Annotated in this window: 21 protein-coding genes; 12 read left to right on the forward strand and 9 right to left on the reverse strand. The window is 57.1% G+C overall.

Annotated elements, in window-relative coordinates; translation table 11 throughout:
• Positions 1–4 precede the first annotated feature (4 nt).
• Positions 5–1,552, reverse strand: coding sequence for a GGDEF domain-containing protein (locus LB453_RS01160; RefSeq protein WP_103796512.1), 1,548 nt, complete (start codon positions 1,550–1,552; stop codon positions 5–7).
• Between the two features lie 325 nt (positions 1,553–1,877).
• On the opposite strand from LB453_RS01160, the gene LB453_RS01165 reads away from it, so the two are divergent.
• Together LB453_RS01165 and LB453_RS01170 are read left to right on the forward strand one after the other, a co-directional pair.
• On the forward strand, positions 1,878–2,642 hold the full coding sequence (locus LB453_RS01165) for a hypothetical protein (RefSeq protein WP_103796513.1): 765 nt from the start codon (positions 1,878–1,880) through the stop codon (positions 2,640–2,642).
• Between the two features lie 87 nt (positions 2,643–2,729).
• Positions 2,730–3,602: an aldo/keto reductase family oxidoreductase gene (locus LB453_RS01170; RefSeq protein WP_103796514.1), complete on the forward strand. Its 873-nt coding sequence runs from the start codon at positions 2,730–2,732 to the stop codon at positions 3,600–3,602.
• A 27-nt stretch (positions 3,603–3,629) separates the two neighbouring features.
• Here LB453_RS01170 and LB453_RS01175 read toward each other — a convergent pair whose 3' ends face one another.
• From LB453_RS01175 to LB453_RS01190, 4 genes are all read right to left on the reverse strand, one after another.
• The gene (locus tag LB453_RS01175; protein ID WP_103796515.1) at positions 3,630–5,954 is read right to left on the reverse strand and encodes an FdhF/YdeP family oxidoreductase; all 2,325 of its coding nucleotides are present in this window, start codon (positions 5,952–5,954) and stop codon (positions 3,630–3,632) included.
• A gap of 93 nt (positions 5,955–6,047) precedes the next feature.
• Positions 6,048–6,572 (reverse strand): DUF4865 family protein, encoded by a 525-nt coding sequence (locus tag LB453_RS01180; protein WP_103796516.1) that lies wholly within the window; start codon positions 6,570–6,572, stop codon positions 6,048–6,050.
• Entirely contained in the window at positions 6,572–6,958 is a 387-nt protein-coding gene (locus tag LB453_RS01185) for a tautomerase family protein (RefSeq protein ID WP_103796517.1), read from the reverse strand. Before LB453_RS01185 ends, LB453_RS01180 begins: the two co-directional genes overlap by 1 nt.
• The gene (locus LB453_RS01190) at positions 6,949–7,281 is read right to left on the reverse strand and encodes a carboxymuconolactone decarboxylase family protein (RefSeq protein WP_103796518.1); all 333 of its coding nucleotides are present in this window, start codon (positions 7,279–7,281) and stop codon (positions 6,949–6,951) included. The genes LB453_RS01185 and LB453_RS01190 overlap by 10 nt, the downstream gene beginning before the upstream one ends.
• A gap of 108 nt (positions 7,282–7,389) precedes the next feature.
• Between LB453_RS01190 and LB453_RS01195 the strand changes: the two genes are divergently transcribed.
• The 3 genes from LB453_RS01195 (at position 7,390) to LB453_RS01205 (ending at position 11,583) form a co-directional block, all read left to right on the forward strand.
• Positions 7,390–8,274: a LysR substrate-binding domain-containing protein gene (locus LB453_RS01195; protein ID WP_103796519.1), complete on the forward strand. Its 885-nt coding sequence runs from the start codon at positions 7,390–7,392 to the stop codon at positions 8,272–8,274.
• A gap of 441 nt (positions 8,275–8,715) precedes the next feature.
• Positions 8,716–10,098 (forward strand): diaminobutyrate--2-oxoglutarate transaminase, encoded by a 1,383-nt coding sequence (locus tag LB453_RS01200; RefSeq protein WP_103796520.1) that lies wholly within the window; start codon positions 8,716–8,718, stop codon positions 10,096–10,098.
• Positions 10,099–10,116: 18 nt separating this feature from the next.
• Positions 10,117–11,583 (forward strand): pyridoxal phosphate-dependent decarboxylase family protein, encoded by a 1,467-nt coding sequence (locus LB453_RS01205; RefSeq protein ID WP_103796521.1) that lies wholly within the window; start codon positions 10,117–10,119, stop codon positions 11,581–11,583.
• 95 nt (positions 11,584–11,678) lie between these two features.
• Here LB453_RS01205 and ulaR read toward each other — a convergent pair whose 3' ends face one another.
• Both ulaR and ulaG read right to left on the reverse strand, forming a co-directional pair.
• Positions 11,679–12,434, reverse strand: a complete 756-nt coding sequence (gene ulaR, locus LB453_RS01210) for an HTH-type transcriptional regulator UlaR (protein WP_103796522.1) — start codon at positions 12,432–12,434, stop codon at positions 11,679–11,681.
• A gap of 66 nt (positions 12,435–12,500) precedes the next feature.
• A complete protein-coding gene (gene ulaG, locus LB453_RS01215) occupies positions 12,501–13,565 on the reverse strand; it encodes an L-ascorbate 6-phosphate lactonase (RefSeq protein WP_103796523.1) in 1,065 nt (354 codons plus the stop codon).
• Positions 13,566–13,921: 356 nt separating this feature from the next.
• Here ulaG and ulaA point away from each other — a divergent pair, with 356 nt between their 5' ends.
• Genes ulaA through LB453_RS01245 form a run of 6 tightly spaced genes read left to right on the forward strand, consistent with a single transcriptional unit; the run spans position 13,922 to position 18,326 of the window.
• The gene (ulaA, locus tag LB453_RS01220; RefSeq protein ID WP_103796524.1) at positions 13,922–15,319 is read left to right on the forward strand and encodes a PTS ascorbate transporter subunit IIC; all 1,398 of its coding nucleotides are present in this window, start codon (positions 13,922–13,924) and stop codon (positions 15,317–15,319) included.
• Between the two features lie 12 nt (positions 15,320–15,331).
• Positions 15,332–15,637 carry a PTS ascorbate transporter subunit IIB gene (ulaB, locus tag LB453_RS01225; protein WP_103796525.1) on the forward strand — a complete coding sequence of 102 codons (306 nt, stop codon included), beginning with the start codon at positions 15,332–15,334 and terminating at the stop codon, positions 15,635–15,637.
• 9 nt (positions 15,638–15,646) lie between these two features.
• The gene (gene ulaC, locus LB453_RS01230; RefSeq protein WP_103796526.1) at positions 15,647–16,114 is read left to right on the forward strand and encodes a PTS ascorbate transporter subunit IIA; all 468 of its coding nucleotides are present in this window, start codon (positions 15,647–15,649) and stop codon (positions 16,112–16,114) included.
• 12 nt (positions 16,115–16,126) lie between these two features.
• Positions 16,127–16,777: a 3-keto-L-gulonate-6-phosphate decarboxylase UlaD gene (locus LB453_RS01235; RefSeq protein WP_224481384.1), complete on the forward strand. Its 651-nt coding sequence runs from the start codon at positions 16,127–16,129 to the stop codon at positions 16,775–16,777.
• 9 nt (positions 16,778–16,786) lie between these two features.
• The gene (locus tag LB453_RS01240) at positions 16,787–17,668 is read left to right on the forward strand and encodes an L-ribulose-5-phosphate 3-epimerase (protein ID WP_103796528.1); all 882 of its coding nucleotides are present in this window, start codon (positions 16,787–16,789) and stop codon (positions 17,666–17,668) included.
• Complete coding sequence (locus tag LB453_RS01245) at positions 17,640–18,326, forward strand: L-ribulose-5-phosphate 4-epimerase (protein ID WP_103796529.1); 687 nt, start codon at positions 17,640–17,642, stop codon at positions 18,324–18,326. Before LB453_RS01240 ends, LB453_RS01245 begins: the two co-directional genes overlap by 29 nt.
• Positions 18,327–18,474: 148 nt before the next feature.
• On the opposite strand, the gene LB453_RS01250 is transcribed toward LB453_RS01245, so the two are convergent.
• On the reverse strand, positions 18,475–18,738 hold the full coding sequence (locus LB453_RS01250) for a hypothetical protein (RefSeq protein ID WP_224481385.1): 264 nt from the start codon (positions 18,736–18,738) through the stop codon (positions 18,475–18,477).
• 22 nt (positions 18,739–18,760) lie between these two features.
• On the opposite strand from LB453_RS01250, the gene LB453_RS01255 reads away from it, so the two are divergent.
• The gene (locus LB453_RS01255) at positions 18,761–20,584 is read left to right on the forward strand and encodes an ABC transporter ATP-binding protein (RefSeq protein WP_224481386.1); all 1,824 of its coding nucleotides are present in this window, start codon (positions 18,761–18,763) and stop codon (positions 20,582–20,584) included.
• Positions 20,585–20,788: 204 nt separating this feature from the next.
• Here LB453_RS01255 and LB453_RS01260 read toward each other — a convergent pair whose 3' ends face one another.
• Positions 20,789–21,556 (reverse strand): YoaK family protein, encoded by a 768-nt coding sequence (locus LB453_RS01260; protein WP_103796532.1) that lies wholly within the window; start codon positions 21,554–21,556, stop codon positions 20,789–20,791.

A 21,556-nucleotide genomic window follows, 5' to 3' on the forward strand; every position in this document is an offset into this window, starting at 1 on the left:
CGGCTCAGGGAGAACGCCGCGCCTGATTGCGTCCGCCATGCTTCGCCAGATAGAGCGCCTCATCTGCCTTCTCGATCAGCACCTGGGGCTGGGGGCGATCGCTTTCAGGCAGAAAGGTCGCGCAGCCCGCGCTCAGGGTGACGTGCGCGGCGATCGACGAGGAGTCATGGGGAATATTGCGTGCGCTCACCGCCTTCACCGCCGCGTCAGCGATGCTCAGCGCGTCCGGCCCGGTTGCGCCCGGCAAAATAATAGCGAACTCTTCGCCGCCATACCTTGCCACCTTATCGTCAGCGCGCAGCGTCAGCCCGCGCAGCGCGCTGGCAACCGCTTGCAGACAGGCGTCACCGGCAACGTGGCCGTAGGTGTCGTTGTAGCGCTTGAAGTAGTCGATATCCATCAGGATCAGCGACAGCGGCTGGCCGTGCTCCGTCGCATCGAGCAGGCTCTGCTGCAGGTAATGGTCGAACTGGCGGCGGTTCGCCAGCCCGGTCAGGCCATCGGCGAGCGCGAGGTTCTCCAGCGACAGGTTCGCCGCAGTCAGCTCGTCGCGCAGGCGGGTCAGCTCTTGCTGATAGCGCAGGCTGCGCCGCGCCTGGCTGAGGATATAGGCTCCGAGCAGCACAATTCCCGCCAGCAGCGCCAGATCGAGCAGCACATTCTCTACCTGGCCCTTAATCCAGTTCTTCAGCAGGTTATATTTGTCGTAGCCCGCTGCCACCACCAGTCCGTAGCGCTCCGAGCGGGCAAAGCCGAAAATACGCGCCTGTCCATCCAGCGCGGCGCGCCACTGGCCGCTGCCTTTGTCGGCGCTGGCGAGCATCGCCTGAAACAGGTGGCTGGAGGAGAGGTTTTTGCCGATATAGCTGTCGGGCATCGGCCGCGCGTAGAGCACCGTGCTGTCCGCCAGCATCAGCACCAGCACATCCTGCGGCCCCAGCTCATAGTAGCTATAAAAGTGACGAAAGTAGTCGACGCGAATAGTGGCCAGCAGTATGCCGCTGAAGCCGCCGGAAAGATCGTTGACCCGCAGCGAAACCGGTATCACCAGGTCGCCGGTGCTGCGGCTGCGCAATACCGGCCCGATATGCACGCTGTCGCGCGCATTCATGCGGTGAAAATTGAAATATTCACGATCGGCGTTGTTAATCCCTTTGGGAATGCTCTGCATCGAGGTGGCGATCCACTTTCCCCTGGCGTCGTAATAAAACAGCCCGTGCAGCTGCGGCAGCCGGCTTGCCAGCTCCCGCATGGTCTGGCTGAGCGCAGCGCCGTCGATGCCGATCGCCATTTCGCTTATCAGCTGATGCTGCACTTCCCGCAGCGACAGCTCCGTCTGCAGTATGGTGTCGTCCGCCTGGCGCGCCTGAGAAAGGGAAAGATTTACCGCCATCTGTTCAGACTGAATCACGGTATCGCGCCAGGCTTCACGCATTGTCCAGAGGTTTAGCCCGGTCACCGCCACCGTCAGCAGCAGCCCGCCCATCGCAATGCTTCTGGGCAGTGAACGATTTAACGACGTCCCTCGATCGCTTCTCCTTTTTAGCTTCATGTCCCGCCTCTTTGAAATGCTTGTGCTAAGTTAAGCACATGGCGGCGTCTCCGCGCAGACCGCACAGCCTGGTATCGCCTGAAAAAACAGCGCGTCGTTGCGTTTATCTTCAACGGCGGATAAATCATCTCTTTAAACAAAATATTCACATATCATTACGTTAACGGTTAAGTTGCTAATTACTAAGGACACAGCCTGCTGAATAAGCGAAACGGCAGGTAAAACAATATTTTATGCTGTTTTAATTTTCGGCTGACAGGTTCAGACTGTATATTCATCCACTGCGGCAGGCGGTGGCTATTCGCTCTCCGTTCAAGGACAGCATATGACTTATACGTCTGAAACCATCTGCGCGATATCGGGCGCCGCTCTGGTTAATCTTAAGCGCTGGTATCGAAGCGGCGTTATCCATAAATACCCATCCGATCGTGAATGGACCGAGGCTCAGCTGCAACAGGTGATGGATATAACGCGCCTGACCAGCCAGGGCGCGACCATCAGGGAGATCAAAACGGCGCAGGCTGGCGCGCATCCTCTCCGCACCGGCGGCTGGGCGGCACGGCGCGGCGATATGCTCTGGCAGCTCGAATTTGGCAGCCCGCAGTCGCTGAGGGTGCTGCTGCGCAAGCTTGCCAGCAACTTTACCGGCGATGATTTCGTGTTACGGCTGCTGCTGCCGCTTCACCAGTGGCTGCGTGACGATACGCGCGCCGGGGCCAGCCGTCGTATGGAGCGCTTCCATCAGCTGATGGTCGCCCATGCGGGCAGCGTGACGCGCCACGCCACGCGCGCCGCCGCTATTCCACTGCTGCTGGAAAATGTCAGCGAGAAACACCAGACCGATATCTGGCTGGAGGCGATCAGGCTCAGCGGTCAGGGCTTCTGCGTCGAAGTGCGCCCCTTTTGCACCCTTTATCCCTCAGTCAACGTGCATCAGCACCATCTTTACTGGTGCGGCGCTGGCCTGACGGAGCTGATGTATCAGCACTTTCTGACGCGCCAGCAGAAAGGCGATCCCGTTCTGCTCTGCGGCCCCGACCGTCGCGTCCATCATCTCTATCCGCAACCGCAGCTGCACGCGGTCGCCTGAGCGGCCGCTTTCCCCTCTTCTTCCTTCATACGCGAAACCAGACCGTAGCGAGTACACTTACTGGGTCCCTTTCACCAGGAGGTTTCTATGTCTCAGGTTTCCCTTCGCTATCGTCTCGGCGACGACGAGGTCGGCCGTTTAGGTTACGGTGCGATGCAGCTCGCCGGCCCCGGCGTCTTTGGCCCGCCAAAAGATGAGGCGCGTGCGATACAGGTGCTGCGTGACGCCATCGCGGCAGGCGTTCGCCATATCGACACCAGCGATTTCTACGGCCCGCACCTGACCAATCAGCTGATTAAAAAAGCGCTGCATCCCTACCCGGAAGATTTAATTATCGTGACCAAGGTTGGCGCACGCCGCGACGAGAAAGGCGGCTGGCTGCCCGCTTTTTCGCCGGATGAGCTGGTCAGCGCGGTGGAGGATAACCTGCGTAACCTTGACCTCGACGTGCTGGAGGTGGTCAATCTGCGCAGCATGCTCAATCCGCAAAAGCCGGTGGAAGGGTCGCTGGAACCGCAGCTGCGGGCGCTGATTGGGCTAAAAGAGCAAGGGGTCATTCGCCATATTGGGCTAAGCAACGTCACGGCGCGTCAGGTAGAAGAGGCGCAGCAGCTTACCGAGATCGCCTGCGTGCAGAACCTTTATAATCTCGCCAACCGCGCGGATGACGCACTGATCGACAAGCTCGCCGCGCAGGGCATCGCCTATGTGCCCTTCTTCCCGCTGGGCGGGTTTACGCCGCTGCAGTCCACGCAGCTGACGCAGGTGGCGCAGCAGCTTAACGCTACGCCGATGCAGGTGGCGCTCGCCTGGCTGCTGCAGCGCTCGCCCAATATTCTGCTGATCCCCGGCACCTCGTCGCCGGAACATCTGCGGGAAAACCTTGCGGCGGCGCAGCTGACGCTGCCGGATGAGGCGCTGGCCACCCTGGACGGCATCGGTAAAAAACAGGGCCGCTAGCGCGGCCCCTGACTGGCTGACGATCTTTTAGCGCAGCGCGCCTGAGGTCTCCTCGGGCGCTTCGCACCGTTCCAGCGCGACCGGGATACTTTTGTAGGCCGGGATCCCGCTCTCGGTGTCGTGGCTGTCGAGCGGCACCATCACGTTTGCTTCAGGGTAATAGGCCGCAACCGAGCCGGGCGCCATGTCATAGACCACCACGGTAAGATTATCGAGCCGCCGTGCGGTGCGGTTGCCCTCGGGATCGAGCGCCACCATATTCACCTTATCGCCGACGCGGAACTGGCGTTTTTCCGCCTCGTCCGCCGCCATAAACAGCACGTCGCGCCGACCGGTGACGCCGCGATAGCGGTCATTGAGGCCATAGAGCGTGGTGTTGTACTGGTCATGGCTGCGCAGCGTGGTCAGCACCAGATCGTGACAGATTAGCGAGCGGGGATCTTCGTTGATGCCCTGCATCACCTTAAACTGCGCCTTGCCGCTCGGGGTCAGCCATTTCCGCTGCGAGGCCGCCACCGGCAGGCGAAAACCGCCAGGCGTCAGAATACGGTTGTTGAAATCCTCGAAGCCTGGGAACACCGCCTCGATGGCGTCACGAATAAAGCTGTAGTCGCCTGCCATTTTGTCCCAGTCAACGCGCGAGTTGCGCAGCGTCGCTTTTGCCAGCGCGGCGACCAGCGCCGGTTCCGATTTGAGATGCGGCGAGGCGGGTTTCAGCGTGCCGCGCGAGGCGTGCACCATCGACATCGAATCCTCTACCGTTACGCTCTGCTCCCCCGACGCCTGGCGATCGATTTCGGTGCGGCCCAGCACCGGGAACAGATAGTTATGCTTGCCGAGCAGCAGGTGTGAGCGGTTGAGCTTGGTGGCCATATGCACCACCAGGTCGAGCTTGCGCATCGCTTCAAAGGTGACCTGCGGATCGGAGATCGCCTCCGCCAGGTTGCCGCCCAGGCAGAGCAGCGCTTTGGCTTTGCCGTCGCGCATCGCCTGGATCGCCGCCACCGCGCCGTGTCCATGCTTCTGCGGCGGCTTAAAGCCGAACGCTTTTTCAATATTGTCCAGCATCCACTGCGGCGGGATCTCGGTAATGCCGACGGTGCGATCGCCCTGAACGTTGGAGTGACCGCGTAACGGGCAGATGCCCGCGCCGCGCTTGCCGATATTGCCGCGCATCAGCAGCAGGTTGGCGATCTGCTGCACGTTCTGCGTACCGTACTGGTGCTGGGTAATCCCCATGCCGTAACAGATAATGGTGTTTTCCGCCGCGGCGTAAAGATGCGCGATATTTTGAATCTCTTCGAGCGTCATGCCGGAGACTTTCAAAATATGCGGCCATTCCGTCGCCTCAAGATCCGCCTTCAGCGCGGCAAACCCTTCGGTATGTTCGTTGATAAAACTTTCGTCGATCACCCCTGGCTCGCCCGCCGCCAGCGCTTTCTCATGCATCGACAGCAGGGTCTTCATCACGCCTTTCAGCATCGCCGCGTCGCCACCGACGCGCACTTTGTAATAGGTAGACGCCAGCTGCGTCGATCCCATCGACAGCATTTCAATGGGGCTTTGCGGCGAGGTAAAGCGCTCAAGGCCGCGCTCGCGCAGCGGATTGATCGCCACGATGGTTTTGCCGCGCTTTGAGACGTCGCGCAGCGTCGCCAGCATCCGCGGGTGGTTAGTGCCGGGATTGTGGCCGATGCAGAGCACCAGATCGCAGTGATCGAAGTCTTCAAGCTCTACCGTGCCCTTGCCTACGCCAATTGACTGCGGCAGCCCGACGCTGGTCGGCTCATGGCACATATTGGAGCAGTCGGGAAAGTTATTGGTGCCATATTCGCGGGCGAAAAGCTGCCAGAGAAAGGCCGCTTCGTTGGAGGCGCGGCCAGAGGTGTAGAACTCGACGCTGTCGGGATCTTCATAGCTCTGCAGCAGCGCGCCGATCTCGCTCAGCGCCTTTTCCCATTCAATGGGCTGATAAGTGTCGCTCGCCGCGTCATATTTCATGGGATGGGTCAGGCGCCCTTCGCCCTCCAGCTCAAGGGCACTGCGCTGCCAGAGTTCGCTGACGGTGTGGGCAGCGAAAAATTCCGGCGTGGTGCGCTTGCTGGTGGCCTCCCACGAGACCGCCTTGGCGCCATTTTCGCAAAATTCGAATGAGGAGCGGTGCTGGGGATCGGGCCAGGCGCAGCCCGGACAGTCGAACCCTTCCGGCTGATTGACCTTGAACAGCGCGATAACGTCCTGCTTAACTGACATCTGGCCGCGAATAGCATCCGCTACCGCCTTGAGTGCGCCCCAGCCGCCTGCCGAACCGCCATAAGGCGCAATACCAATATTACTGTTTTGTTTTTTCATACGACCTTGCTCTCCAGTGCTAAACCTTTTTAGCGTAGGCGAGCAGACCCTGAGTGCGGCGGCGGCGGGCCGAAAGATGTTAAATTTATTCTTTCAGGATGTTACCGCGTTTCGCATAGTCGGATCGCCGAGTGCAAGGTAGCCGATGCGGTAACCGTCGCCCGGCCGTTCCGCCTCCGCCGCGAAATCGACATGCAGCAGCGTCTGGGCCGAAATATCCCAGCCGACCAGCGCCGCCTGCAGGTTCAGCGCCGCCAGTTCGCTATAGGGGGCAACCGGTTCAGAGCGCAGCACCGCGAAGCGCGCGTCGCGCAGCGTGGCGACCGGCGGCGCTTTTATTCCCAGCCAGCTTTGAATCGCGGGCCAGCCGAAATCCTCTGTGAGCCTGGCGAAACCGGCGCTCTGTAAGAAACGGATCATCCCGTCGGTGTCGCGCCAGAGATAGAGCGGCGCGTAGCAATTCGCTCTTGCCCCCTCATCACGTCGCGCATAGAGATAAGCCTTAAATATCAGATCGGGAAAGCCGTCGAGCCTGGCGCCGTTTTCTGCGATGCGGCGCTCGATAATCGCCATGTCGTAATCGGCGGGCAGCGTAAAGCGATAGTGCATCAGGATCATTACGCCTCCCCGGCGAGCATGGTGCCGTTGCTAAAGCTCCAGTCGCCTGCGCTGTTAAACTGGATCACCACCATCACGTCGTCGGGACGGACGGCGAGCTGCTCCGCCAGCCGCTGCGTCAGCGTACGGCACAGCGCGGCTTTCTGCGCCGCCGAGCGCGGTTTGCCGGCAAGCAGGGTAAAAAGCATAAAATCGTCGCTGCGCCCGCCGCTCAGGTAGTGCGCATCATAAATCCGCTGCGACGCGGGCAGTTTTTCCACTATCTGAAACCGGTCTTGCGGTGGAACGTCAAAGGTATCTACCAGCGTGCGGTGCAGGATGTCGCCGATCAGCGCGATGCGCGCCTCGCTGGTCTGCTCAGGCAGCGTAATTCGGGTCAGCGGCATGACTGCTCCTCCCCGGCATTGTCGTCCTCTGGCAAATAGTGCAGCGCGGTTACGGCGGCGGGCCAGCCGGCATAAAAGGCCAGGTGGGTAAAGGCTTCACTGAGTTCGCGACGGCTCAGGCCGTTTTCGCCGGCGAAGCCGATATGCCAGCCGAGCTGTTTCTCCCGTCCCAGCGCGGCGAGACAGGCCAGGGTGATCAGGCTGCGTTCGCGCGGCGTCAGGATGTCGCGCCGCCAGATATCGCCGAATAGCAGGTTATGCGTGATCTCCGCCAGCTTTGGCGCAACCTGCTGCAGGGTCTCTTTATCGAGTGCATTGCTCATGGTGGTGTGGTTCCTCTCAGGATTTATCGCTCACCTGCAGTGTCGTCCTCTGCTACTATCCTGAAAATCAAATTATTCAGCATGGTTCATCCCGAATAGCAGGACGATATGAGTAAACTTCCGGTCTCTCTTGATATGGATGCGCTGCGCAGTTTCGTGGCGGGCATCGAATACGACAGCTTCGCCCTTGCCGCCCAGCGTCTCTGTCGCTCTACCTCCGCCGTCAGCGCGCAGCTTAAAAAGCTGGAAGCGCAGTGCGGCGCTGAGCTGGTGGTGAAGCAGGGCCGCAAGCTGGCGCTCACGCCCAGCGGCGAGATGCTGCTGAGCTACGCGCGTCGTTTGCTGGCGCTTAACGATGAAGCGCAGCGCGCCGTGCGCGGTGAACTGCTAAAGGGAGAGCTGCGTATCGCCATGCAGGAGGATTTTGGCGAATCCCTGATGCCCGCCCTGCTAAGCCAGCTGGCGCGTCAGCATCCGCATCTCAATCTGACGGCGCGCATTGATCGCAACCGCGCCCTGCGCCAGGCGGCGCTTGAACGTCAGGTCGATATCGCACTGCTGTGGCAGCCTGAGCAGGTGCTGGATGAGAGCGAGTTTTTAGGGGAATGCCCGCTGGTGTGGATCGCTTCGTCGCAGAGTGAGGTCAACAGGCTGCTGGCAAGCGGCGAACCTTTACCGCTGGTGATGTTTGATGCGCCCTGTCAGATGCGCTCGCGCGCTATCGCCGCGCTGGACGGCGCCGGGATCCCCTGGCGCATTATCTTTACCAGTCCGAGCCTCAGCGGCATCTGGGCGGCGGTTCAGGCGGGCCTGGGGATTACGCTGCGCTCGCCTGTGGGTCTGCCGTCCGGCCTGCATATGGTCGACGGGGCGCTGCCTGCGGCGGGCCGCATCGGGATAACCCTGTGGCAAAACCGTAGCCTGGACCTTCAGGCGCAGCGCCTGCTGCGCGATTCGGTTTCCGCTGCGCTGCTTCCCTCGCTGCTGCGCTAAAGATTTCCGGTTTAAACAATTTGGTTTAAATATGTTTCCCGCACGTAAGGTTAAGCCTTTTATATAACTTAACCTTCGCGCTGCGGATTAATTTATGGCGTGATAATTTTCACCGCGTCGTTTGTTTAATACGTCAACAAAAAAGGCCTTTAATTGCCTGTTTCTTCTTCGGTTAGCGTTTTTTTTGCGGTTAAACCTGCCGGCTGCGCTACGCCGTCACACCTTGTTAACACAGGCGTCATCAGGGGCGCGCATACTTTGCTGGCAGGCCGCATGGCAGGAAAGGTTTGTTATATATAAACGCGAATGAATCTAAACAAAATAAAAGATTGAGCCCGAATCGCAAAAGCTCTATATTGGCCGCGCCTAAAATCAGGTAACCCGATTTTTTAACAATCATTCAACTGCGGCACATACGATTGCCCCGGTTGTAGGAGAGATATGATGACGGATAAAGTCCGTATTGATTCTTTAGATGCCACTTCAAACGCAAACAATGAAACCTATTTGGCCCGTCAGGCTGAGTTCGAATCAAACGTCAGAAGTTATCCCCGCAAGTTACCGTTAGCGATTACCCAGGCGAAAGGCGTATGGATCACCGACGCCGACAACAAAGAGTACCTCGACTGCCTGGCAGGCGCGGGTACGCTGGCGCTGGGTCACAATCATCCTGACGTATTGCAGAGCATCCAAAATGTCATTACCAGCGGCTTGCCGTTACATACTCTCGATCTGACAACGCCCTTAAAAGATGCGTTCTCTGAATACCTGCTGTCGCTGCTGCCGGGCCAGGGTAAAGAGTACAAACTGCAGTTCACCGGCCCGTCCGGCGCGGACGCGGTAGAAGCAGCCATCAAGCTGGCGAAAAAAGCCACCGGCCGTTCAGGCGTTATCGCCTTCTCCGGCGGCTACCACGGCATGACCCATGGCGCGCTCTCGGTCACCGGTAACCTGTCGCCGAAAGAAGCGGTCAACGGCATGATGCCGGAAGTGCAGTTTATGCCTTACCCGCACCTTTACCGCTGCCCGCTGGGCATCGGCGGCGAAGCGGGCGTAAAAGCGCTGACCTACTACTTCGAAAATCTGATCAACGACGTGGAAAGCGGCGTGCGCAAACCTGCGGCGGTGATCCTGGAAGCGGTCCAGGGCGAAGGCGGCGTAAACCCGGCACCGGCCGAGTGGCTGCAGCGTATCCGTAAGGTGACCGAAGAGCACGGCATTCTGCTGATCATCGACGAAGTGCAGGCGGGCTTTGCGCGCACCGGTAAATTCTTCGCCTTTGAACACGCCGGCATTCAGCCAGACATTATTGTGATGTCCAAAGCTGTGGGCGGTGGTCTGCCGCTCGCCGTACTGGGTATCAAAAAGCAGTTCGACGCCTGGGCGCCGGGTCACCACACCGGTACTTTCCGCGGCAACCAGCTGGCGATGGCGACCGGCCTGACCACGCTGAAGATCCTGAAAGAGCAGAACATCGCCGACAAAGTGGCACAGCAAGGCGAGTGGCTGAAAGGCAAACTGGCTGAGATGCAGAAACGCTTCCCGGTTATCGGCCACGTACGCGGCCTGGGCCTGATGATCGGCATCGAGATTGTGAAGCCGAACGAAGCCAAAGATCAGCTGGGCTGCTATCCGGCGGACGGCGATCTCTCTGCCCTGCTGCAGAAAAAATGCTTTGAAGCGGGCCTGATCCTCGAGCGCGGCGGCCGTCACGGCTGCGTGCTGCGTCTGCTGCCTTCCCTGCTGATCACCAACCAGGAGCTGGAAGTCTTCCTCGATAAGTTCGAGCAGGCGCTGCTGGCCGCTGGCGTGCAGCCGGTTTAAGTGGAGCGGAATGCAATCATGTCTGAATTAAATCCGATCCTGGCGGGCTCAGCGCAGAGCATCGAAGCCTATCAGCAGGTTATCGAGCAGAGCAGCAAAGCGGTTGTTGAGTGGCTGAAGCAGCCTGAAATGTATCAGGGCAAAACCGTCGCGGAACTGCGCGAGCGTATTGCGCTGGACTTCAACCCGACCGGCCTGGGCAACCAGGCTGCCATTGAGCGCGCGGTGGAGTTCTTCCTGAAGGACAGCCTGGCGGTGCATCACCCGCAGTGCGTGGCGCATCTGCACTGTCCGAGCCTGGTAGTCAGCCAGGCGGCGGAAGTGCTGATCAACGCCACCAACCAGAGCATGGATTCCTGGGACCAGAGCCCGTCAGCGACCATCATTGAGATGAAGCTGATCGAGTGGCTGCGCGCCCAGGTTGGCTATGAAGCGGGCGACGCGGGCGTCTTCACCAGCGGCGGCACCCAGAGCAACCTGATGGGCCTGATGCTGGCGCGCGACGCGTTTTTTGCGCGTCAGGGCCACTCAGTGCAGCAGGATGGCCTGACAGGCGATCTGCGCAAGCTGAAGGTCTTCTGTTCTGAAAACGCCCACTTCTCCGTACAGAAGAATATGGCGCTGCTCGGCCTGGGCTACCAGTGCGTAACCCAGGTGAAAACCGACGAATACGCCCGTATGGACGTAACCGATCTGGCGGAGAAGATCGCCCAGGCGAAAGCCAACGGCGAACAGATCCTGGCGATCGTTGCTACCGCAGGCACCACCGACGCGGGCGCTATCGATCCGCTGCGCGACATCGCCGCGCTGGCGGCCCAGAACAATATCTGGGTACACGTCGATGCAGCCTGGGGCGGCGCGCTGCTGCTGTCGGAAAAATATCGCGACTATCTGGACGGCCTGGAGCTGGTGGATTCCGTTACCCTGGACTTCCACAAGCAGTATTTCCAGACCATCAGCTGCGGCGCTTTCCTGCTGAAAGATGCGGCGAACTATGAGCTGATGCGCTACCAGGCGGCTTACCTGAACTCTGAGTTTGACGAAGAGGCGGGCGTGCCGAACCTGGTATCCAAATCGCTGCAGACCACGCGCCGTTTCGACGCGCTGAAGCTGTGGATGGGTCTGGAAGCGCTGGGTCAGAAACAGTACGCGGCGATCATCGATCACGGCGTCACCCTTGCCCAGCAGGTCGCGAAATATATCAGCGCCCATCCGCTGCTTGAGCTGGTGATGAAGCCGCAGCTGGCGAGCGTGCTGTTCCGCTTCCATCCGGAAACCGGCTGTCACGATCTTGCCGAAACCGCGCTGCTGAACCAGCGCATCGGCGACGCGCTGCTGGAATCGGGCCGCGCCAACGTCGGCGTGACCGAGCACAACGGCGTAACCTGCCTGAAGCTGACGCTGCTTAACCCCACCGTCACGCTGGAAGATGTGAAAGTCCTGCTGGCGCTGGTTGAGAAAACCGCGAAGCCGCTGGTAGGCTAAGCCGCTTAGAGGCGAAAAAGCCGGTAACCTGAGTTACCGGCTTTTTTTTGCGCCGCGCCAGGCCGCACGCAACGGCCTGCGGCGCATTCGCAGCGCTATACCAGTACCACCTCGATACCCTGCGCTTTCAGCGCGTTTACAATCCCGGCATCGGCCTGCTGGCCGGTGATCACCAGATCGATATTCTCCGCCTTGCTGAACAGCATGCCCGCGCGCTGGCCCAGCTTGCTGCTGTCCACCAGCACGCCCAGCTTCCCGACCATTCCCAGCATTTGCTGCTCAGAAATCGCCGTCAGCATATCCGTTTTATACAGCCCTTCGGCGGTCAGTCCGCCGCCGCTGGTAAACATCCAGTGACCGGCATAGAGGCTGCTGCTGCTCTCCTGGGGCGGCAAAATGATCGAATGATTTTTACTGTACTGGCCCCCCATGATAATGACGCTTTCATGGTCATGTTCAATCAGGTAGTTGGCCAGAGGCAGATAGTTAGTGATGATTTGTACTTTCTTGTTGCAGATTTCCTGGCCCAGCAGAAACGCCGTCGAACCGCAGTTAATCACCACACTTTCGCCGGGATGAATGAAGGTCGACGCCGCCCGGGCGATGCGCACCTTCTCGTCATGGTTTGGCGCCCGGTTAGGATTAAGCGGGAGCCAGGTCTCGCGTTCCGGCGTGATGGCTTCGGCGCCATTGCGGACTTTACGCACTTTCCCCTCTTTATCGAGGCGAATAATGTCGCGCCGGGTGGTGGCCGGAGAGGTACCCAAAAGTTCAGTAATCTCACTGACGCTAAGCACATCGTGTTCACGCAGCAGATTAATTAAAAGATGATGTCGCTGTGTTTCAGTCATTCTGCTACCTGTTTTTGTTTGACCGACCGTCAAGCGGAAGGTGCCGGATTATCCGGCACCTCAGCCCTAAAGAAAAGACTTAAAGGGTAGATCGGGTTCAGCTGTAAAACAGTCATCAAAACCGCGCGGATAGTGATATTCCAGCTTGTCTTTATCCAGCGGCCAGGTGAACTTGCCGCCGACCTGCCAGATAAAGGGCTTGAAGCCATAGTTCAGCCGATCTTTTTTCATCTCCCACAGCACGCGGATCTCCTGGGGATCGGCCTGAAAGTTTGACCAGATATCGTGGTGGAATGGGATCACCACGCGGGTTTTCAGCGCTTCAGCCATACGCAACATATCGGCACTGGTCATTTTATCCGTGATGCCGCGCGGATTTTCACCATATGAGCCAAGCGCCACGTCGATCTGATGGTCATTTCCGTGCTTCGCATAGTAGTTAGAGTAGTGAGAGTCACCGCTGTGATAAAGCGAACCGCCGGGGGTTTTGAACAGGTAGTTGACCGCGCGCGCGTCCATATTATCAGGTAGCACGCCCGCGGCTTTCTGATCGGCTGGCAGGGTAATCAGCGCGGTGCGGTCAAACGCATCCAGCGCATGAATCACCGTATCTTTGATTTTTATCTCATCGCCCGGCTTCACCACGATGCAGCGCGCTTCTGGCACTCCCCAGCCGATCCAGATATCCACGCAGCTCTGAGGTCCGATAAAGGGCACCGTCTCCGCGCAGTTTTGCATCACGGCGGCGGCCACGTTGACATCAATATGATCGTTGTGATCGTGCGTGGCGAGCACCGCATCGATCTGCCGAATGGCAAAAGGGTCGAGCACAAAAGGAGTGGTGCGCAGGTTGGGCTGGAGCTTTTCCACCCCGCTCATACGCTGCATCTGATGCCCTTTTTTCATCAGCCCGCTGCCGTGGCTCTGCTTGCCGGTGCCGCACCAGAAATCGATGCAAATATTGGCCCCGCCCTCTGACTTAAGCCAGATTCCGGTACAGCCCAGCCACCACATCGTAAAGGTACCCGGCGCGACCTGCTCCTGCTCAATCTCTTCGTTTAGCCAGCTGCCCCACTCCGGGAACGTGCTCAAAATCCAGGATTCGCGGGTGATGGTGTTCACTTTACTCATCGGTTCCACTCCTTAATGAAATCAAAAGTAATCACAATATGATTACCTTTGATTGATACTGACACGCTTTGATTCGGTTTGCAACGCCTTGATTACGCCAGTGACATTTGCATACCCGCTGCAACACCCGTACTTAACTGGCTAATAAATATAGTTTTTACTTATATATTAGCGGGGTAACCTTTAATTCAGGGGCGTTACAGGCAGGAGCGATCATCGCATGGCGCACAAAAATAATTTGCATGGCGCGTCACAAATAATCAAAAGTGATCTTGTGGTGATTTTTGGTGATTACTAGAGTGTTGGCACTGACCACACAGGGATTGCCCCTTGTGTTTTCCTTTCTGGAGAGCGTTATGGAGATCCTCTACAACATTTTTACCCTGTTCTTTCATCAGGTGATGACCAACGCTCCGCTGTTGCTGGGGATTGTGACCTGTCTGGGTTATATCCTGCTGCGCAAAAGCGTCAGCGTGATTATCAAAGGCACCATTAAAACCATTATTGGCTTTATGCTGCTGCAGGCGGGTTCAGGCATCCTGACCAGCACCTTTAAGCCGGTGGTCGCCAAAATGTCAGAGGTGTATGGCATTAACGGCGCTATCTCTGACACCTACGCCTCGATGATGGCCACCATCGATCGCATGGGGGATGCCTATAGCTGGGTGGGCTACGCCGTTCTGCTCGCGCTGGCGCTGAACATCCTTTACGTGCTGCTGCGCCGCATTACCGGCATTCGCACCATCATGCTGACCGGTCATATTATGTTTCAGCAGGCGGGCCTGGTGGCGGTTTCGTTCTATATCTTCGGTTACGCCATGTGGACCACGATTATCTGCACCGCGGTGCTGGTATCGCTCTACTGGGGGATCACCGCCAACATGATGTACAAACCCACCCAGGCCGTGACCGACGGCTGCGGTTTCTCTGTTGGGCATCAGCAGCAGTTCGCCTCCTGGATAGCCTGTAAGATTGCCCCCCGCCTGGGTAAACCTGAAGAGAGCGTGGAAGATCTCAAGCTGCCGGGCTGGCTGAACATCTTCCACGACAACATCGTCTCCACCGCCATTGTGATGACTCTCTTTTTTGGTGCCATTCTGCTCTCCTTTGGCATCAACGTTGTCCAGGCGATGGCGGGCAAAACCCACTGGACGGTCTATCTGCTGCAAACCGGCTTCTCTTTCGCGGTGGCGATTTTCATTATCACTCAGGGCGTGCGCATGTTCGTCGCTGAGCTATCGGAAGCCTTTAACGGCATCTCTCAGCGTCTGATCCCCGGCGCGGTTCTGGCGATCGACTGTGCGGCTATCTACAGCTTCGCCCCTAATGCCGTGGTCTGGGGCTTTATGTGGGGCACCATTGGCCAGCTGATTGCGGTGGGCATTCTGGTCGGCTGTGGCTCGTCGATTCTGATCATTCCCGGCTTTATTCCGATGTTCTTCTCCAACGCCACCATCGGCGTGTTTGCTAACCATTTTGGCGGCTGGCGCGCGGCGCTGAAGATCTGTCTGGTGATGGGAATGATTGAAATCTTCGGCTGCGTGTGGGCCGTCAGGCTCACCGCCATGAGCGCCTGGATGGGCATGGCGGACTGGTCAATTCTGGCTCCCCCTGTGATGCAGGGCTTCGCCTCGCTTGGACTGATTTTTATGGCCGTCATCATCCTGACTGCGCTGGCCTATATGTTTTTCGCAGGCCGATCTTTGCGACAAGAAGAAGATGCAGAACAACCCGCAGAACTCTCTACTCACTAAGGAGTTTCGATTATGACCGTACGTATCCTGGCCGTGTGTGGCAACGGACAAGGCAGCTCCATGATCATGAAGATGAAAGTGGGCCAGTTTCTGACCCAGTCAAATATCGACCATACGGTAAGCAGCTGCGCAGTGGGTGAATATAAAAGTGAACTGAACGGTGCAGATATCATTATCGCATCGACCCACATCGCCGGCGAAATCAGCGTCTCAGGCAACAAATATGTGGTGGGCGTGCGCAATATGCTGTCGCCTGCGGATTTCGGTCCAAAACTGCTTGAAGTGATCAACGCACATTTCCCTCAGGACGTGAGGTAAGGACGCGCGATGAAGTTACGTGATTCGCTGGCGGAAAATAACGCAATTCTTCTCCAGGCCGAGGCCAGCACCTGGCAGGAGGCGGTAAGGCTGGGCGTCGATCTGCTGGTCAGGGCGGATGTGGTAGAGCCGCGCTATTACCAGGCCATTCTCGACGGCGTGGCGCAGCACGGCCCCTATTTTGTTATCGCGCCTGGGCTGGCAATGCCGCACGGCCGCCCGGAAGAAGGCGTGAAGAAAACCGGCTTTGCGCTGGTGACGCTGAAAACCCCGCTGCTGTTCAACCACGAAGATAACGACCCGGTGGACATTCTGATCACCATGGCCGCTGTGGATGCGCATACCCATCAGGAAGTGGGGATCATGCAGATCGTCAACCTGTTCAATGACGAAGCCAATTTTGACCGCTTACGCGCCTGCCGAACCGGACAGGACGTACTCAACTTAATCGATAACGCCACTGCGGCGGCAGTTTAACAGGAGCTGAATATGTCATTACCTATGTTGCAGGTTGCGCTGGATAACCAGACCCTATCCGACGCCTACGCCACCACCCGCCTGATTGCTGAGGAAGTCGATATCATCGAAGTCGGCACCATTCTCTGTGTCGGCGAAGGAGTGCGGGCCGTGCGTGACCTCAAGGCGCTGTATCCGCACAAAATCGTGCTGGCGGATGCCAAAATCGCCGATGCCGGCACCATCCTGTCGAAGATGTGTTTTGAAGCCCAGGCCGACTGGGTCACGGTAATCTGCTGTGCTGATATCAACACGGCGAAAGGCGCGCTGGAGGTCGCCAGAGGCTACAACGGCGACGTGCAGATTGAACTCACCGGTTTCTGGACGTGGGAACAGGCGCAGGCGTGGCGCGAGGCGGGCATCCAGCAGGTGGTTTATCACCGCAGTCGTGATGCGCAGGCCGCAGGCGTCTCCTGGGGAGATGCGGATATCAGCGCCATCAGGCGCCTGGCGGATATGGGCTTCAAAGTGACCGTCACCGGCGGGCTGGCGCTGGACGATCTGCCGCTGTTTAAAGGCATCCCCATCCACGTCTTTATTGCGGGTCGCAGCATTCGGGATGCGGCTTCGCCGGTAGAGGCAGCGCGTCAGTTTAAACACGTCATCACTCAGCTCTGGGGCTAAGGAGTCGCTATGTCGTTTAAACCGGTTCCGCTCGGCATCTATGAGAAAGCGCTTCCTGCTGGGGATGACTGGCTGGAGCGGCTCCAGCTGGCGAAGCAGCTGGGGTTCGATTTTGTTGAGATGTCGGTGGATGAGACGGACCAGCGCCTTGCTCGCCTCGACTGGCGGCGGGAGCAACGGCTGGCGCTGGTCAGCGCCATCGCTGAAACGGGGGTTCGCGTCCCCTCACTGTGCCTGAGCGCCCACCGCCGTTTTCCTCTGGGAAGCGAGGATGACGGGGTGCGTGCCCAGGGGCTGGAGATCATGCGGAAAGCGATTGCTCTGGCGCAGGATGTCGGCATCCGCGTTATCCAGCTGGCGGGTTATGACGTTTACTATCAGCAAGCCAACGATGAGACGCGTCGTCGTTTTCGTGACGGCCTGAAAGAGAGCGTCGAGATGGCGAGCCGCGCGCAGGTCACGCTGGCGATGGAGATCATGGACTATCCGCTGATGAACTCCATCAGCAAGGCGCTGGGCTATGCGCACTACCTGAATAACCCCTGGTTCCAGCTCTATCCAGATATCGGCAACCTGTCGGCATGGGATAACGACGTACAGATGGAGCTTCAGGCGGGCATCGGGCATATCGTGGCGATTCACGTAAAGGATACGCGGCCGGGCGTGTTTAAAAATGTTCCCTTCGGCACCGGCGTGGTGGATTTTGAACGCTGTTTTAACACCCTGAAGCAGACGGGCTACTGCGGCCCCTATCTGATTGAGATGTGGAGTGAAACCGCCGACGATCCGGTCGCCGAAGTGGCCAGCGCGCGGGACTGGGTACGTGAACGGATGGCGAAGGCTGGCTTACTGGAGGCGGAACATGCTTCGGCTCAAACAGCAGGTGTATGAAGCCAACGCGGATCTGCCGCGTTATGGCCTGGTGACCTTTACCTGGGGCAACGTCAGCGCTATCGATCGTGAGCGGGGTCTGGTGGTGATTAAGCCGAGCGGCGTGCCCTATGACAGACTGAGCGTGGAGGATATGGTGGTGGTCAATCTCCAGGGCGATGTGGTCGAGGGAAAATGGCGGCCCTCTTCCGATACCGCAACCCATCTGGCGCTTTACCGACGTTACCCTGGGATTGGCGGTGTCGTGCATACCCATTCAACGCACGCCACCGCCTGGGCACAGGCGGGGCGGGCAATCCCGGCGCTGGGAACGACGCATGCCGACTACTTCTTTGGCAATATTCCCTGCACGCGGGCGCTTACCCAGGCGGAGGTTGAGGGTGATTATGAGCTAAACACCGGTAAGGTGATTATCGAAACGCTGGGCGCAAGTGAGCCGCTGCATACGCCGGGAGTCGTGGTCTGTCAGCATGGCCCATTCGCCTGGGGTAAAGATGCGCATGAGGCGGTGCATAATGCCGTGGTGCTGGAAGAGGTGGCGAAAATGGCGTGGATTGCGCGCGGCATTAATCCACAGCTTGCGGAAATAGATGATTATCTGATGAACAAGCATTTTCTGCGTAAGCATGGCCCCAATGCCTATTACGGACAAAAATAAGGGGCATCGATGCACCGCAGCGGCGGACGGCTAAGCGAACGAACGGGAAGCTATTCCTTGCTGTGGAAGGCACAAGCACGCTTTTAATCGCCGGTGCCGTGCTCCCTTCCCCAGCGCTTCCCGCCTCTCTTTACCGACGGGGTTAAGGCTATTTCACCGTTCTGCCCGCAGCGATAATGCCACGTTTCGGCACCACTCTTCTGACGCGCATCAGGGTCATCGCCATCGACGTCAGCGCCAGTAAAATCAGTACCGCCCCCAGCACCGCCATCGCGTGAAACCCTGCGTGACGAAACAGCCACAGCCCGACAATCCCGCCGCCGAGAAACGTAAAGTCCGCACGGTCAATGATAACAAGCCGTATATTAACGCTATCGCAATTTGAAATGACGGCACCGCCGCTGGCCATCATGATATCCAGTTAAGGAAAACCTATGTTAGCAAGGCTCTTTCATTTCTTTGAAAACTTACTGACGCCCTTCCCGGAAAAAGATATCTGTTTTACAGAGAAGAGACAGGGGATATGGTATTTCGTTAAAAAAATAAAATTTATTGTTGTGCTCATTGCTCTCGCCGGACTGATTAAAGCCGCCGTTGATGTCGGTATAATTTATACCCTGGGGCTGGTAATTGATTCTCTGAACGGCACTCTGCAACCTGCTGTCGCTCATCTGGTTACACAAAATCAGTTACTGGTCCTTACCGCAGTGCTGTTTCTTGTTGTTCGGCCGCTCTCAGCATTGAGCCTGGGATTACTTTGCGATCAATGCCTTCGCACCCGTTTTAGCCCTATGATCCGCTGGTTGCTTTATAACAAGGTGATTAATAATGACCTTGCTTTTTTTAACCATAATCACGCCGGAAAAATTGCATCCGCTGTCTGGCAGGCCGGACAGGCCGCGACAGAATTCTTACTTAGTGTATTGCAAAGAATAGGGTCGAATGTTGCCTTTATCCTTTTAACGCTGGGGTATATGAGTTTCATTAATACAGGGTTTACGGCTGTAGTTATTCTTTGGCTGGCACTTTATCTCGCTCTTTCAGTAAAATATGCGCCTGAAATAAAAAGACTGTCCCGTAAATCAGCTGACTCTTCCAATATAATCAACGGCCATCTTGTCGATATTTTTTCCAATATAATTAATGTCAAATCACTTTCGCCCCAGGGAGATGATAGTGAGTTTATGCGTCACAGGCTGAGCGATTTTATAAATAAGAATGAAAGTTTTCTGCGAGCCATTACCACGGCAGAGATGCTTCTGTTGCTAACCAGCTCAACGGCAATAGTCGCAGCAGGCTATATCTCAATTTTATCATGGCGCGAAGGGCTGCTTTCAGTGGGAGAGATTTCAGCTGTGTTCGGGCTAGTTTTGCGTATGGAAAGTCAGCTCTCTGCTCTGATGGAGCAATTAACCGGTGCGATGCGGTCGCTGGGGTTATTTAATGCTTCTGTTGAGACAATAGATTACCAGAATCAAATTACCGACGGCACTCTCCCGATACTGAGAGATAGCAGCGCAGGCGAGATAAAAATTCATGATCTGCATTTTCAGTATGCTGCGGGTAAAAGGATTATTCAGGGAATAAACCTGCATATCCGCCCCGGAGAAAAAGTCGCGATTGTGGGAGAATCTGGCTGCGGCAAATCGACGTTAATCAGTTTGCTGATGCGATTTTACGATCCTGAGCAGGGAGAAATTATGCTTGATGGCGTGGACATCAGGGAACTAAACCGACATGATCTTCGTCAGCAGTTCAGCATAGTCAATCAGGATAACTTACTGTTTAATCGTACTATTTATGAAAATATAACCTTTGGCTGCTCTCAATTCACCAAAGAAGACGTATGGAAGGCAGCAAAAAAAGCGAAGGCGCTGGATTTTATTCTTCAGGCTACAGACGGTACCCATAGCGGATTTGAGACCCTCACTGGCGATCGCGGTGTCAAGTTGTCGGGCGGTCAGCGCCAGCGACTGAGCATCTGTCGGGCTATTTTGCGTAATGCTCCGGTGTTAATTCTGGATGAGGCTACCTCAGCGCTCGACTCTCTTACGGAAGCTGAAATTCGTGATTCACTGAATGAGGTAATGGCAGGGAAAACGGTTATCGCAATTGCGCATCGGTTATCATCCATAACAGGAATGGATCGAATTTTCGTTCTTCAGAATGGTTTAATAGAGGCTGAGGGAACGCATAATGAGCTGCTTCAGCAGAGAGGACGCTACTACTCTCTGTGGAAAGAACAAGCCCGCTTATGATGTCAGATTCGCTTTTACTTAACGGAGAGCGACATTCCCTTTCTGTTTTCCAGATGCACTGTAGTGCCTGACGCTGCTCCAGCGTCCGCTGCCAGAGAGGTAAACATTCTCCCTCTTGAACCCTTTCGCAGCGGTAAACTTGATTCAAGAGGGTAGCGTCTTTGGTTCGACTTTAGACATGTTGGACGCTGATTGCCGGGCAGGCTATTTCGCCGTTCTGCCCGCAGCGACAATGCCACGTTTCGGCACCACTCTTCTGACGCGCATCAGCGTCATCGCCATCGACGTCAGCGCCAGTAAAATCAGTACCGCCCCCAGCACCGCCATCGCGTGAAACCCTGCATGACGAAACAGCCACAGCCCGACAATCCCGCCGCCGAGAAACGAGAAGATAGTGGTCAGGTGCGTTTTCAGCTGCTTCTTTTGCGCATGCGCGTTTTTCGACGGGTCGCGGCGCAGCATTGCGCTCAGCACAGAGGCAAAGGAAATGCCGGCATCGGTCAGGGTGCCGGTAATATGCGTCGCGCGCACGCGTCCGTTAGATAACTGCGTTGAGGTGGAGTTATGCACGCCCATCAGAAAACCGAGCAGCACTAAGACTTCGCGGTTATTGCCGGAAGAGTAGAAAAAGATTTCGAACAGCGACAGACACAACAGGGCGATCCCTTCCGCTACCAGCACCTGGCAGAAAATGGTGCGCATATTGTGTTTAAGTCCGGCAATCACCGCCAGCCGCGCGGTGACCGCGCCCGCGACAAAGGCCAGCAGCAGGCAGCCGAGAAAGGTGAGATCGCGCAGATCGCTGTTATTCACTTCGCTGGAGAGCTGTGAAGTATTGCCCGACATATGTGAAGGAAAAAAACCAAAGGCGCCTAACGCCATAGCGTTAAGCAGGCCAGCCGCTGTCGCCAGCCAGACGGCAAGATAGCGGTCTTCAGTGTGGGATCGCTCTCGCTTCATTTTTATCAACAT

The sequence above is a fragment of the Pantoea agglomerans genome, assembly GCF_020149765.1.
In the GTDB taxonomy this organism is placed as follows: domain Bacteria; phylum Pseudomonadota; class Gammaproteobacteria; order Enterobacterales; family Enterobacteriaceae; genus Pantoea; species Pantoea alvi.